Below are 13574 nucleotides of genomic sequence, written 5' to 3'. Positions count from 1 at the left end.
TGGTCAGCGCAGCAGCAGGCCCGTGTTGCGCCTGGCTGCCTTGAGCAGGCATTCCAGGCAGACCTGCTTTGTGCTCAGTTCCGTCGGGATGCTGTTCGGCCCGGTCAGCTGCTTGCTGGCGGCGTGGACGGTGAACCTGCCGTTGGTGCCATGCTCGATGTTGCCGTCCAGTCGCAGGTAGCTGCCGCCGCCTGCCAGCAACAGTTTTTGCCTGGCCTGGATGGTGATCTCGTCGGCGGTCAGGGTGATCTTGAGCTTCGCCAGCAGGTTGATATTGTTCTTCAGGGCCTGCAGGTCGATATCGCCCATGTTTGCAACCAGCTTCATGCCAGCTTCATAGGCGAACATGCGCAGCGCCTTGCGCACGCTGGCAAAGAAGCCGCCACCGGCGGTGACGGACAGGTGCTCCCCCGTGGTCAGTGCGGTGTCGCCACCGCTGGCGATGTGGGTCGAACCCGCTGCCGTGGAGACGATGCCGGCGGGGCTGGCCGATACCAGATGGGGGGCGGTAAATTCCTCCAGTTCGCCTCCGCCCTGGATTTGCTCGAGCTGCTTCTCCAGCAGTTTTGCAATGTCGGTCTGTTCGCCGTTTTGAGCCTGGGCTTCAGTCGCCTTCTCTCCCATGGTGGCGGCAATGCCCTGTGCCTGTTCGAGCAACTGGACGACATCCCGCACATTCATCGCGTTGCCTTCGGCATTCAGGCGCGAAAAGGTGGTGATGAGCAGGCCAAGTGCGGCGCGCAGCGCCCCATGCGCGTCGGTGCGCAGTTCGAACCCTTCTCCCCGCTTGTCCTTGCGCCCCTCCCAACCCTTCACCCGGACATTGTGGCCCAGGGCCAGCAGGCTGTTCTGGTAGTCCGACCCGACTTGCACTTGCTGCTGGCCCTTCGTGTCGTCGTAGAGGGTCTGGTTGCGGCCTTCGCCGAACAGTTCCTTGCTCTGGTAGCCGGACAATGCATGCTGGCTGGGCAACTGCCACGGCGGCAGGTTCAGCCGGTTATTGACAGGCCCAATGATGATTGGCCGATCCGGGTCACCGCCCTCGTATATGACAATGACTTCCTGGCCGATGCGCGGCAGGTGCGTGTTGCCGAAGCGACCGCCCGATGAGAAGCCGGTTACGCGAATCCAGCAGGAGCTATTCTCGTCAAAACTACCGTAGCGGTCCCAGACAAACTGGCAGCGCACCCGTCCCAGATCATCGCTCCAGATTTCCTGATTGGCCGGGCCGACGACCCTGGCGATGTGATGCCCGCCGATGTAAGGCTTCTTGACCGGCTCGGGCCGGAAGATTTCGCTGGTGGGCTGGGCTTCGAACTCCACCTCGCAGCGCCATTGCTGGTCACTGCCCGCGAACTCGCCCACGTCCTCGATTAGCAGGCGCGTGGCGAAAATCAGGTACTCGCGGTTGGCCTTCGCGCGCAGGAAGCGCTTCAGCGTAAAGGTGTGGCCCGGCGCCATTGCGCGCACGTTGCCCTGGCCGCGCCCCCGCACGCCGTGTTGCCGCAGGCGTTCCATGTTGATGCGCGCCAGCATGTCGCCCTCCTTGCGGGCGTCATTGCCGGTCTTGGGCTGAACGTAATCGCCCGGCCAGCTGTACAGTTCGTAGGTGGCATGGCTGGTCTCGCGGGGGTCTTCGACGGAGACGTTCAGGTCGGCGCGGGGCTGGTTGTAATCGTAATCCCCGTGCGCCCACGAGCCAGTAATCAGGCGATCGCGTACCTCGAATTGGTGGAGGTGTTCTTCGTCCACCCGGTCCGAGGATGGATGCCAGTTGATGGTGTGATACGCGGGGCTGGGGATGTTCTGGAAGGCGCCATTGCCATCCGTCAGCACCATGCGGTGATGGCCGTTCGTGTGCTCCCAATGGAAATTCAGGCCCCACTCTGCGAGCAGCCGGCGCACGAACTGGTAGTCGGTCTCGCCGGCCTGCAATTGATACTCGCGCTTGGGATACTCGATGAGTGAAAGCCGGCGCTCGACCGGAAAGGTATATCTGCTCAGCACCGCTTCCACGATTTCCAGGACACTCATGTTCTGGAACCGCTTGAAGGTGGAGGTGAGCGTGCCGAGCCAAAACCAGGGCCGCAAGGTCAGGCGATAGCGAATGCGCTCGTTTTCGTGGTAAGGGCCGCGCACGTCGGTGACGATCCCGGTAATCTCGCGCTTGCCCCTGCCGAGGCCGCCGTCCAGGCCGCTGCCGGAGCCGTCCAGTTCGATACTGACTGTCAGCTCCTTGCCCTGCATGGCTTCCAGGTCGACATCGCCCGCCGGGCCGTACAGGACATTGCGGTCGTCCGGCGTCTTGAGTTCCAGCTCATACTCGAACAGCGAATTGATACCCTCGGTGCCGGACAGCCTGGAAAATACTAGCAGCGGCTGTCCCAATAGTTCCGGCAACCCATCACCGGATACGGTAACGGTACGGGAGGAAATCGGTAATCGGCTACCCATGCGAAGCACTCCGTGGAGTTGAACGCTTTCGTGCCGAAAAAAAAGTGACTGGATACGCTGCGTCTCGCGGCACGCTATCGCTGCGGCGGTCATTGAATGACGGCGCTGCAACTCAAGATGGATAGTAAATATGGTGCTGTCGAAAAATAAATCAGGCGATTCTGATTTTGCGCTTCAAGAAGAGAAAAGCCAGAATTCAAAAAAACTGAATTCACCAGGGGAAAGCCTGCTCGCAACGGCATGCAAGCCGCGCCACCGCCGTGAAGAAGTGCGACAGCTGCTGGTCGGCCACGAAGAACATGGCGAAGAACACCAACCCCATGCTGCAGGCCGCATCCACGGCCACACGGGGCTCCGCAAGCAATGCTTCACCCTGGATCCTGAAAGCGTGGGTTCCGCCCCCTTCAGCCTTTGCCCTTGCCCCTGGTCGCTGCGGCTTTCCCCTGCGTGCGCCCGACGGTCCGTTCTGGCACCGCCGCCGGCTTCGCCGCCTGGGCCGACTTCATCAAGTTGCTTTCGCTGGTGGTCACACCCACGATCCGGGCGAGCTGCCGGCTTACGCTGATGTAGGCGTGGCCCATGCGGGCATCGAAATACAACGCATCGCCCCGCGCCAGGTGCAGCTTCTCGCCGTTGTCGAAATGGATTTCGATCTCGCCACTGAGCACATAGACAAACTCCTCGCCGGGATGGCGCGAGAAGTCACCGGGGCCCTCGATGCGGCGCGCATGCACGGTGCCGACCACCGGGCTCATCTGCTTGCCGACGGCCTCCGCGCCAAGAAATTCATAGGTCAGCGACGATCCCCGGTAGGTCACGCCCGCGCCGGCCCGGGTCACGACCGGCCCCTGGAACGGTGAGGTCTTCGTGCCGGCACCCGCGAACATCGAGCCCATGTCCATCTGCAGCGCCTGGCCCAGCGCAGCAAAATTCTCGTAGCCCAGCGCCAGTTGCCCGCGCTCCGCACGCGAGATGGTGGTGATCGAGACGCCCGACAGTTCGGCGAGGTGCGCCAGCGTCCAGCCGAAGGCCTTGCGCGCCGAGCGCAGGCGCTTGCCAAAGGCTTCGCGGTCGAGCGTGCGCGACTCGTCGTCATCGATGCCGATGCCGCTGCCGCGCCTCTGGGCGGTGTGTGGTTTCAAGCCTGCGTCCTTTTTTCCTTTGGACGGAATGCTAACAGAGCAGACCGTGACAAGGCTCATCCCCTGCCGCCCACCTTAGCGCAAGATTTGCGTATCCGCAATTTGCATATACGCAAATTCTTGCCTACACTCACTCCCATTCCGAATGCACGAGCGCCCCGCAGGCGCTCTCCTGCCACCTGATCCATGCACCCGACTCACGCTGCCTCACCGATTCCAACCGACTATCTCATCATCGGAGGCGGCATTGCCGGTGCTTCCGTCGCGTACTGGCTCGCGCCCCATGGCCGCGTCATCCTGCTCGAACGCGAAGCCCAGCCTGGCTACCACTCGACCGGCCGCTCGGCGGCGTTGTTCATGGAAAGCTACGGCACCACCCAGGTCCGCGCGCTGACGATGGCAAGCCGCGCCTTCCTGCAGGATCCGCCGCCGGGATTTGCCTCGCACCCGCTGCTCACGCCGCGCGGCGCGCTGATGGTCGCCGGCCCCGGGCAACAGCATTTGCTTGACGCGCACTGGGACGTGGTGCGCGCCGTCGATCCCGACGCCCGCCTGCTGAGTGCCGCGCAAGCGTGCGAGCGCGTACCGGCGCTGCGCGCGGAGCAACTGGTAGGGGGCGTCTATGAGCCCGGCGCCGCAGACATGGATGTGGACGCGATCCACCAGGGCTACCTGCGCGGCATGCGCCAGGCCGGCGGCAAGCTGGTGTGCGATGCCCAAGTCACGGCCATGGCACGTGTGCGGGACCACTGGCGCGTGGAGGCTGGCGGGTCGGTATATGCGGCACCGGTGGTACTCAACGCCGCCGGCGCCTGGGCCGACGTCATCGCGCGGCTGGCCGGCGTGCAGACGCTGGGGATTGAACCTCGCCGCCGCTCTGCCTTCGTCTTTGCTCCGCCCGCGGATATGGACACCAGCGGCTGGCCCATGGTCTTCGGCGCCGACGAGGACTGGTACATCAAGCCCGATGCCGGCATGTTGCTGGGCTCGCCGGCCAATGCCGACCCGGTCGAGCCACAAGACGTCCAGCCTGAGGAAATGGATATCGCGCTCGCCATCGACCGCATCGAGACCGCGACCTCGCTCAGGATCCGCCGCCCTGCGCGCACCTGGGCCGGGCTGCGCTCCTTCGTCGCCGACGGCGACCTGGTGGGCGGGTTCGACGACGCCGTGCCGGGCTTCTTCTGGGTGGCGGGCCAGGGCGGCTACGGCATCCAGACCTCGGCGGCCATGGGCGAAACCTGTGCCGCGCTGGCGCGCGGACTGCCGGTGCCGGCGCATCCGGCGTCGTTCGGCCTGAGCGCCGAGATGCTTGGGCCGGCGCGCCTGCGCCGCCTGGCCGCATCAACCTGAATCGCGCCTTCCCTTAACCGCTAGTCCCCCAACTGACCAGGAGCCAACCATCGTGCGTGTCTTCAGTGCCTCCCTCGCCACCGAAACCAACACCTTCGCGCCGATGCCCACCGGCCTGTCGTCGTTCAGGGATCGCGGCTACTTCCCGGCCGGCCAGCATCCTGACCAGATGACGTTTTTTTCGGGCCCGCTGTGGGCCGCGCGGATCCGCGGCAAGGAGCGCGGCTGGCAGCTGTGCGAAGGCATGGTGGCCGGCGCGCAGCCCAGCGGCACCACCACCCGCCATGCCTACGAAACCCTGCGCGAGGAACTGTTGGCCGACCTGCGCGCTGCGTTGCCGGTGGACATGGTGCTGCTCGGTCTGCACGGCGCGATGGTGGCCGATGGCTATGACGACTGCGAGGGCGACCTGCTGCAGCGTGTGCGCGCCATCGTCGGCCCGGACGTGGTGATCGGCGCGGAGCTGGACCCGCACTGCCACCTGACGCCCGAGATGACGGCGTACGCCGACGTGATGGTTGCCTTCAAGGAATACCCGCATACCGACGTGCTGGAACGCGCGCTGGAACTGGTCGACCTGTGCGCGGCCACGGTGGAAGGCAAGGTTCGCCCGGTGGCGGCGGTGGTCGATTGCAGCATGATCGTCACGGTCCACACCTCGCGCGAGCCGGCGCGCGGCTTCATCGACCGCATCCAGTCGCTGGAAGGGCGCGACGGCGTGCTGTCGATCTCGGTGGCACATGGGTTTTCATGGGGCGATGTGCCGGGGATGGGCACCAAGGTGCTGGTCTACACCGATGGCAACCCGGCCAGGGCCGATGCGCTGGCGCGGCAACTGGCCGACGAACTGGTCGCCATGCGCGACGGGCTCACGGTGCGCTACCCGGACATCGATACCTCGCTCGACGAGGCGCTGGCCTGCGACGGCGGGCCGGTGGTGCTGGCCGACGGCGCCGACAATCCCGGCGGCGGTGCAGCCAGCGACTCCACCTTTGTCCTGCGCCGCATGATCGAGCGCGGCATCGGCAATGCGGCGGTCGGCCCGATGTGGGACCCGATCGCGGTGCGCATCGCCTTCGATGCCGGCGTGGGCGCACGCCTGTCGATGCGCATCGGCGGCAAGATCAGTCCGCTTTCCGGCGATCCGCTGGACCTGGACTGCACGGTCAAGACCCTGCTGCCCGACATGGTGATGACCGGGCTGTCCGACGCGCCGGTGCCGATGGGCGACTGCGCGCTGGTGGAAGCTAACGGCATCGACATCGTGCTGATCACGCTGCGCAACCAGGCCATGGGCACGGACATGTTCACCCAGCTGGGCTGTGACCTGGCGCGCAAGCAGATCATCGTGGTCAAGTCCTCGCAGCACTTCTACGCGTCCTTCTCGAAAGTGGCAAGGCACGTGATCTACGCAGGCGCCCCGGGTGCCGTCACGCTTGACCTCACGACCCTGCCCTATCGCAAAATCCAGCGGCCCAAGTGGCCCCTGGACAGCGCCGCGGCCTGAGCGCCGGCCGCCTGGCTGCGTTCACGACAACAACGACAACGAAGAAAACGGAGACTGCACATGACACCAAACCGATCCCTGTCCGCCGCGCTCGCGGCGGGCGCCCTGGTCCTGGCAGGCGCCAGCCTGCCCGTGCTGGCACAGACCAAGACGCTCAAGGTCGTGGCGCATGCCGACCTGAAGATCCTCGATCCGACCTTCACCACGGCCTACATCACGCGCAACTTCGGCTACATGGTCTACGACACGCTGTTCGCGCAGGACGCCAAGGGCAAGGCGCAACCGCAAATGGTCGAGAAGTACATCAGCTCGAAGGATGGCCGGCAGTGGAGCTTCACGCTGCGTCCCGGCCTGAAGTTCTCGGATGGCAGCGCGGTTACCTCGGCGGACGCGATCGTCTCGCTGCAGCGCTGGGGCGCGCGCGACAGCCTGGGCCGTGCCATGGGCGAAGCCGGCGCCGAGTGGAAGGCGGTCGACACGCGCACGTTCACGCTGACGCTCAAGGAGCCCTTTGGCATGGTGCTCGATGCGCTGGCCAAGCCCTCGGGCTTTCCCCCGGTGATCCTGCCGGAGCGCCTGGCCAGGATGCCCGCCACCGCGCCGCTGCCCGAGGTGCTGGGCTCCGGCCCCTTCATCTTCAAGCGCGACGAATGGGTGCCGGGCAACAAGGCGGTGTTCGTGCGCAACCCGCACTACGTGGCACGCAGCGAGCCCGCGAGCGGTCTCGCCGGCAGCAAGCAGCCCCGCGTGGATCGCGTCGAATGGCTCTACCTGCCGGACGCCAACAGCGCCATCGCGGCGCTCAAGCGCGGCGAGGTCGACCTGATCGAACAGGTACCGCCGGACTACATCACCCCGCTGCGCGGCGACGCCGGCATCAAGATCGGCTCGGGCGGCGCCTACCAGGGCGTGCTGGTGATGAACCAGCTGCATCCGCCATTCAACAACCCGAAAGTGCGCCAGGCCTTCCTGCAGGCGGTCAGCCAGGAACGCTTCACCGCGGCCATGGGCTATCCGCTCGACATGCGCATCAACTACTGCGCCACCTTCTTCATCTGCGGCGGCCCCAACGATACCGCTGCCGGCGCCGAACCGTACCGCAAGGCCGATCCGGCCCGCGCCAGGCAGTTGCTGGGCGCGGCGGGCTACAAGGGCGAAAAGGTGGTGCTGCTGGTGCCGACCGACATTCCCCAGCTCAACGCTGAAGCCCTGATGGCGGCACAGACCATGCGCAGCATGGGCATGAACGTCGACATGCAGAACATGGACTGGGCCTCCATCGGCGCACGCCGCGCCAAGCGGGATGCGCCCGAGGCCGGGGGCTGGAATATGTACGTGACCGTCGCGGGCGCGTTCGATGCCGATTCCCCGATCACCAATGCCTACCTCAGCGCCCCCTGCGGCACCAGCCTGCCCGGCTGGCCCTGCGACAAGCCGCTCGACGCACTGCGCACGGCCTGGGTCCGCGAGACCGTGCCCGCCAAACGCAAGGAACTGCTCGATGCCTTCCAGAAGCGCGCCTATGAGGCGGTGCCCTATGTGAACGCCGGCCAGTACTCGGCGGCGTTCGCGGCGCGTGCCAGCCTCAAGGGCATCGACAAGATGTGGGCCGGCATGCCCACGGTCTGGATGCTCGACAAATAGCCACGAAGCACGAACCACCGGGGGAAACACGACAATGGGCTACCTGCTCCGACGCCTGGCCGCGACGCTGCCCGTGATGGCAGTGGTGGCCGTGGTGGTCTTCCTGCTGATCCACTTGTCGCCGGGCGATCCGGCGGCGCTGATCGCAGGCGACCTCGCGACCGTTGACGACATCGCCAGGCTGCGCGGCGTGCTGGGGCTGGACCAGCCGCTGTGGCGGCAGTTCTTGCTGTGGCTCGGCCGGCTCGCCACCGGCGACCTCGGCACCTCCATCTTCACCCAGGTGCCGGTGGCGCAGTTGCTGGCGCAGCGGCTGGAGCCGACCGTCTCTGTCGCCGCGCTGACGATGCTGCTGACCTTGCTGGTCGCGGTGCCGCTGGGAACGCTGGCCGCGTACCGCGCGGGCAGCTGGGTCGACCGGCTGGTGATGCTGTTCGCGGTGCTGGCATTCTCGCTGCCGGTGTTCCTGGTGGGCTACCTGCTGGTCTACGCCTTTGCCATCCAGTTGCCGTGGTTCCCGGTGCAGGGCTATGCGCGCTTCGCCGACGGCGCTGGCGCATGGCTGCGCAGCCTGGTGCTGCCCTGCGTCAACCTGGCGCTGGTCTATATCGCGCTGGTGACGCGCATGACGCGCGCCACCGTGCTGGAAGTCCTGCATGAAGACTACATCCGCACTGCGCGCGCCAAGGGCCTGGGCGTGCTGCCGGTGCTGGGCCACGCGCTGCGCAACGCGGCGATCCCGATCGCCACCACCGTCGGCATGGGTATCGCGCTGCTGATCGGCGGCGTGGTCGTGACCGAAACCGTGTTTGCGATCCCGGGGGTCGGCCGCCTGGTGGTCGACTCGGTGCAGCGCCACGACTACCCGGTGATCCAGAGCGTGCTGCTGGTCTCCGCCGGGGTCTACGTGCTGATCAACCTGATGATCGACCTCAGCTACCGGCTGTTCGATCCGCGCATCAAGTACTGATGGCTCGCCGCGAGACCCGCTGACATGACCACTTCCCTACCCGCCACCGAACCTGCCGTACCGGCATCCGACCATGCGCCTTTCGTGCTGCCGCGCTGGCACTGGGCGCGCAAGCACCCCACGCTGATCCTGGGTGCGCTGCTGCTGGCGGTGATCGCCGTGCTCTCCCTCGGCGCGCCCTGGATTGCCACCGTCGACCCGCAGGACATCGACCCGCTGGCGCGCATGCAGCCGCCCTCGGCCGAGCACTGGTTCGGCACCGACGCGCTCGGCCGCGACGTCTTCAGCCGCGCGGTCTGGGGCGGCCGCGTCTCCATGATCGTGGGCCTGTCGGTCGGGCTGCTCGCAACCGTGTCCGGGGTGCTGCTGGGCCTGGTCGCAGGCTTCGTGCGCCGCGCGGACTCCCTGGTGATGCGCGTGATGGACGGCCTGATGGCGATCCCGGGGATCCTGCTGGCGATCGCGCTGATGGCCGTTACGCAGGCCAGCCTGGGCGCGGTGATCATCGCCATCGCCATACCCGAGGTCCCGCGCGTGGTGCGGCTGGTGCGCTCGCTGGCGCTGACCCTGCGCGAGCAGCTCTACGTCGAGGCGGCGCATGCGGTCGGCACCCGCCTGCCGGTGATCCTGGTGCGCCACGTGGTGCCCAACATGGTGGCGCCGCTGATCGTGCAGGCCACTTTCGTGGCCGCCACCGCCGTGCTCACGGAAGCCGCGCTGTCTTTCCTCGGCGTCGGCGTGCCCGCCCAGATGCCTAGCTGGGGCAACATGATGGCCGAGGGGCGCAATTTCGTGGCCGTGGCCTTCCACATCATCCTGTACCCGGGCATCCTGCTGGCCGCGACGGTGCTGGCCATCAACCTGCTCGGCGACGGCCTGCGCGACGCGCTCGATCCGCGCCTGGCGCGGCAACTCTGAATCCGGGAGCGCAACCATGACCATCACGATGTCGCGCGCGATGTCCCATGTCAGGCCGGCCACGGGCGAGCCGCTGCTCGAAGTGGAGGACCTCCACACGCATTTCGACACGTTCACCGGGCCGGCCCGCTCGGTCAACGGCGTCTCGTACACCGTGCGCGCCGGCCAGACCCTGGGCGTGGTGGGCGAGTCAGGCTGCGGCAAGAGCGTGACGGCGCTGTCCATCATGCGGCTGCTGCCCACGCCGCCGGCACGCATCCGCGGCGCGGTGCGGCTGCGCGGCACGGACCTGTTGCAGCTCAGCGAACGCGAGATGCGCCGCATCCGCGGCAATCGCGTCTCGATGATCTTCCAGGAGCCGATGACCTCGCTGAACCCGGTGCTGACGATTGGCCGCCAGATTGCCGAAACCGTGCAGCTGCACCAGGGCGCGAGCCGCGCCGAGGCGCTCAGGCGCGCGGTGGAGATGCTGCGGCTGGTGCAGATCCCCGAGCCCGAGCGCCGCGTCAACGAGTACCCGCACCAGCTTTCGGGCGGCATGCGCCAGCGCGTGATGATCGCGCTGGCGCTGGCCTGCAACCCCGAGGTGCTGATCGCCGACGAACCCACCACGGCGCTCGACGTGACCATCCAGGCGCAGATCCTGGACCTGATGCGCCGCCTGCAGCAGGAACTGGGCATGGGCGTGGTGATGATCACGCACGACCTCGGCGTGGTGGCCGAATGCTGCGACCGCGTGATCGTGATGTACGCCGGGCGCAAGGTCGAGGAAGCCAGCGTCACCGAGCTGTTTGACCGCCCGCTGCACCCCTACACCCGCGCGCTGATGGCATCGATGCCGTCGATGAACACCAGCAGCCGGCGCCTGGCCGAAATCCCCGGCCTGGTGCCATCGCCACAGGAAGCGCGGCGCGGCTGTGCCTTCGCGGCACGCTGCGCGCATGCCAACGCGCGCTGCGCGCGCGAGCTCCCGCAGCTCACGCGCCACCGCGGCGACCATGCGGTGGCCTGCTTCGCCGTCGAGGAAGGCCGCATCGAATGCAACCCACAAGCCCAGGAAGCCATCGCATGAGCACGACCTCCGCCACGCCAACGCCTCTGCTCAAGGTCGACCGCCTGAGGAAACACTACCTCGCACCGCGGCGCTGGCTGGCACCGGGCAGGCCGCCGATCCAGGCGGTGGACGGCGTGTCCTTCACCGTGGCGCGCGGCGAGACGCTCTCGCTGGTCGGCGAATCCGGCTGCGGCAAGACCACCACCGCCAAGTCGGTGCTGCGCCTGATCGAGCCGACTTCAGGCTCGGTGCAGCTCGACGGGGTGGAACTGCTGCGCCTGCCGGCAAGCGCCATGCGGCAGCGCCGGCGCGACCTGCAGATCATCTTCCAGGACCCCTATGCCTCGCTCAGCCCGCGGCTGACGGCGGGCGAAATCGTCGCCGAGCCGCTGCGCAACTTCGGCCTGCAGTCGCGTGCCGAGCGCAACGAGCGCGTGCAATGGCTGTTCAGCAAGGTCGGCCTGCGGCCTGAAGCCGTGCGCAAATTCCCGCACGAGTTCTCCGGCGGCCAGCGCCAGCGGCTGGGCATCGCGCGCGCGCTGGCACTCAACCCGAAGCTGATCGTCTGCGACGAGCCGGTATCGGCGCTCGATGTTTCCGTCCAGGCGCAGGTGGTCAACCTGCTGATGGACCTCCAGGCCGAGTTCGGCATCGCCTACCTGTTCGTCGCGCACGACCTGGCCGTGGTGCGCCATATCAGCCACCGGGTCGCCGTGATGTACCTTGGCCAGATCGTCGAACTGGCCGACCGCGACACCTTGTTCTCCGCGCCGCGCCACCCCTATACGGAGATCCTGCTGTCCGCCGTGCCGGTGCCCGACCCGCGCAGGCCCGCGCGGCGCCTGCTGCTGCAGGGCGATCCGCCCAGCCCGGCCAATCCGCCAGCGGGCTGCCGCTTCCACACGCGTTGCCCGCATGCGCAAGCCCGCTGCAAGGAGCAGGCCCCCTTGCTGACCGAACGTCCCTCCGCAACCGGCATCCACCAGGTGGCCTGCCATTTCCGCTGACCGCTACGCTCCAGCCAAGGAAAGGAATCCCATGTCCGACCCCACCTCTGCACACGCCCCGCACTATGACCTGCTGATCACTGGCGGCACGGTGATCGATGGCAGCAAGGCACCCCGCTTCAGCGCCGATATCGGCGTGCGCGACGGCTGCATCGCTGCGATCGGCGACCTCGCCGGGCACACGGCCGAGCGCGTGCTGGATGCAACGGACCTGATCGTCGCCCCAGGCTTCATCGACGCGCACACGCATGATGACCAGGCGGTGCTGTCGCAACCCACCATGCCGTTCAAGGTCTCGCAGGGCGTCACCACCGTGATCGCCGGCAACTGCGGCATCAGCGCCGCGCCGCTGCGTGCCGATATGGATCTGCCGATGCCGCTGAGCCTGATCGACACACCGGCGCAAGGCCGCTTCACCACCTTCGCCGCTTACCTGGACGCGCTGCGCACCATGCCGAGCTCGGTCAATGTAGCCGCCATGGTCGGGCATTCGACCTTGCGCGCGGTCACCATGGCGGCGCTGGACCGGCCAGCCGATGCCAAGGAGATCGCCGCCATGCAGGCGCTGGTCGAAGAAGCCATGCAGGCCGGCGCGATCGGCGTGTCGACCGGCACCTTCTACCCGCCCGCCGCCATGGCGACGACCGTGGAGATCATCGAAGTCTGCCGGCCGCTCAGTGCCCGCAAGGCGCTCTATGTCACGCATATGCGCGACGAGTCCGACCACGTCATGGCCTCGCTCGACGAGACCTTCCGCATCGGCCGCGAGCTCGACGTACCGGTGGTGGTGTCGCACCACAAGGTGCAGAGGCAGGCCAACTTCGGCAAAAGCCAGGTGACCCTGCCCTTTATCCGCGAGGCCATGAAGCACCAGTGCGTGTCGCTCGACTGCTACCCATACACGGCCGGCTCCACCATGATCCGGACCGACCGCGGCATGCTCGACGGCCGGGTGCTGATCGCCGCCAGCGAGCCATACCCCGAATGCGCGGGCCGCGATCTCGACGACATCGCCAGGGAATGGGGCGTGCCCAAGGACGAAGCCGCGCGCCGCCTGCAGCCGGGCACCGCGATCTACTTCCAGATGGACGAGGACGACGTCCAGCGCATCCTTGCCTTCGACGAAACCATGATCGGCTCCGACGGCATCCCCGTCGGCGCCAGTCCGCATCCGCGCCTGTGGGGCACCTTCCCGCGCGTACTGGGGCACTACTGCCGCGAGGTCGGCCTGTTCCCGCTGGAGACGGCGGTCTGGAAAATGACCGGGCTGACGGCGCGCAACTTCGGCCTGCACCGGCGCGGCACGCTCGCCGTGGGCAATCATGCCGACATCGTCGTTTTTGATGCGGCCAACGTGCGCGATGCCGCCAGTTACGAAACCCCCACCCGGCCAGCCGAAGGCATCGACACCGTGATCGTCAACGGCGCCATTACCTGGCAGCACGGCGCGCACAGCGGGGCGCGCAACGGGCAGGTCATCACGCGGCCAGCAGGCCCTGAGGCGGGAAATGCGGCGCCTGCCTGA

Annotated in this window: 11 protein-coding genes; 8 read left to right on the top strand and 3 right to left on the bottom strand. The window is 67.1% G+C overall.

Annotated elements, in window-relative coordinates; translation table 11 throughout:
• Window positions 1-3 precede the first annotated feature (3 nt).
• From AC3WLF_RS00430 to AC3WLF_RS00420, 3 genes are all read right to left on the bottom strand, one after another.
• Window positions 4-2454: a type VI secretion system Vgr family protein gene (locus AC3WLF_RS00430; protein ID WP_492357642.1), complete on the bottom strand. Its 2451-nt coding sequence runs from the start codon at window positions 2452-2454 to the stop codon at window positions 4-6.
• A gap of 211 nt (window positions 2455-2665) precedes the next feature.
• A complete protein-coding gene (locus AC3WLF_RS00425) occupies window positions 2666-2800 on the bottom strand; it encodes a hypothetical protein (protein WP_492352100.1) in 135 nt (44 codons plus the stop codon).
• A gap of 58 nt (window positions 2801-2858) precedes the next feature.
• Entirely contained in the window at window positions 2859-3596 is a 738-nt protein-coding gene (locus AC3WLF_RS00420) for a helix-turn-helix domain-containing protein (protein ID WP_492357641.1), read from the bottom strand.
• A gap of 186 nt (window positions 3597-3782) precedes the next feature.
• On the opposite strand from AC3WLF_RS00420, the gene AC3WLF_RS00415 reads away from it, so the two are divergent.
• Genes AC3WLF_RS00415 through AC3WLF_RS00380 form a run of 8 tightly spaced genes read left to right on the top strand, consistent with a single transcriptional unit; the run spans window position 3783 to window position 13574 of the window.
• Window positions 3783-4949, top strand: coding sequence for an NAD(P)/FAD-dependent oxidoreductase (locus AC3WLF_RS00415; protein ID WP_492357640.1), 1167 nt, complete (start codon window positions 3783-3785; stop codon window positions 4947-4949).
• Between the two features lie 52 nt (window positions 4950-5001).
• The gene (locus AC3WLF_RS00410; RefSeq protein WP_492356247.1) at window positions 5002-6456 is read left to right on the top strand and encodes a M81 family metallopeptidase; all 1455 of its coding nucleotides are present in this window, start codon (window positions 5002-5004) and stop codon (window positions 6454-6456) included.
• Window positions 6457-6516: 60 nt separating this feature from the next.
• Complete coding sequence (locus AC3WLF_RS00405) at window positions 6517-8100, top strand: ABC transporter substrate-binding protein (protein WP_492357639.1); 1584 nt, start codon at window positions 6517-6519, stop codon at window positions 8098-8100.
• A gap of 34 nt (window positions 8101-8134) precedes the next feature.
• Complete coding sequence (locus AC3WLF_RS00400) at window positions 8135-9070, top strand: ABC transporter permease (RefSeq protein ID WP_492357638.1); 936 nt, start codon at window positions 8135-8137, stop codon at window positions 9068-9070.
• A gap of 24 nt (window positions 9071-9094) precedes the next feature.
• On the top strand, window positions 9095-9988 hold the full coding sequence (locus tag AC3WLF_RS00395; protein WP_492357637.1) for an ABC transporter permease: 894 nt from the start codon (window positions 9095-9097) through the stop codon (window positions 9986-9988).
• 16 nt (window positions 9989-10004) lie between these two features.
• On the top strand, window positions 10005-11060 hold the full coding sequence (locus tag AC3WLF_RS00390) for an ABC transporter ATP-binding protein (protein WP_492318539.1): 1056 nt from the start codon (window positions 10005-10007) through the stop codon (window positions 11058-11060).
• Entirely contained in the window at window positions 11057-12049 is a 993-nt protein-coding gene (locus tag AC3WLF_RS00385; RefSeq protein ID WP_492356242.1) for an ABC transporter ATP-binding protein, read from the top strand. Before AC3WLF_RS00390 ends, AC3WLF_RS00385 begins: the two co-directional genes overlap by 4 nt.
• Before the next feature lie 31 nt (window positions 12050-12080).
• Window positions 12081-13574, top strand: a complete 1494-nt coding sequence (locus AC3WLF_RS00380) for an N-acyl-D-amino-acid deacylase family protein (RefSeq protein WP_492356241.1) — start codon at window positions 12081-12083, stop codon at window positions 13572-13574.

It is taken from the genome of Cupriavidus sp. FW306-01-F10A (assembly GCF_058782785.1).
Note: the sequence above shows the minus strand (reverse complement) of the source record. Positions and strands in the feature narration are given on the sequence as shown.

Coding starts and splice junctions, on each gene's coding strand:
- AC3WLF_RS00430 (WP_492357642.1), bottom strand. CDS start 2,454: ATGGGTAGCCGATTACCGATTTCCTCCCGTACCGTTACCGTATCCGGT.
- AC3WLF_RS00415 (WP_492357640.1), top strand. CDS start 3,783: ATGCACCCGACTCACGCTGCCTCACCGATTCCAACCGACTATCTCATC.
- AC3WLF_RS00405 (WP_492357639.1), top strand. CDS start 6,517: ATGACACCAAACCGATCCCTGTCCGCCGCGCTCGCGGCGGGCGCCCTG.
- AC3WLF_RS00400 (WP_492357638.1), top strand. CDS start 8,135: ATGGGCTACCTGCTCCGACGCCTGGCCGCGACGCTGCCCGTGATGGCA.
- AC3WLF_RS00395 (WP_492357637.1), top strand. CDS start 9,095: ATGACCACTTCCCTACCCGCCACCGAACCTGCCGTACCGGCATCCGAC.
- AC3WLF_RS00390 (WP_492318539.1), top strand. CDS start 10,005: ATGACCATCACGATGTCGCGCGCGATGTCCCATGTCAGGCCGGCCACG.
- AC3WLF_RS00385 (WP_492356242.1), top strand. CDS start 11,057: ATGAGCACGACCTCCGCCACGCCAACGCCTCTGCTCAAGGTCGACCGC.
- AC3WLF_RS00380 (WP_492356241.1), top strand. CDS start 12,081: ATGTCCGACCCCACCTCTGCACACGCCCCGCACTATGACCTGCTGATC.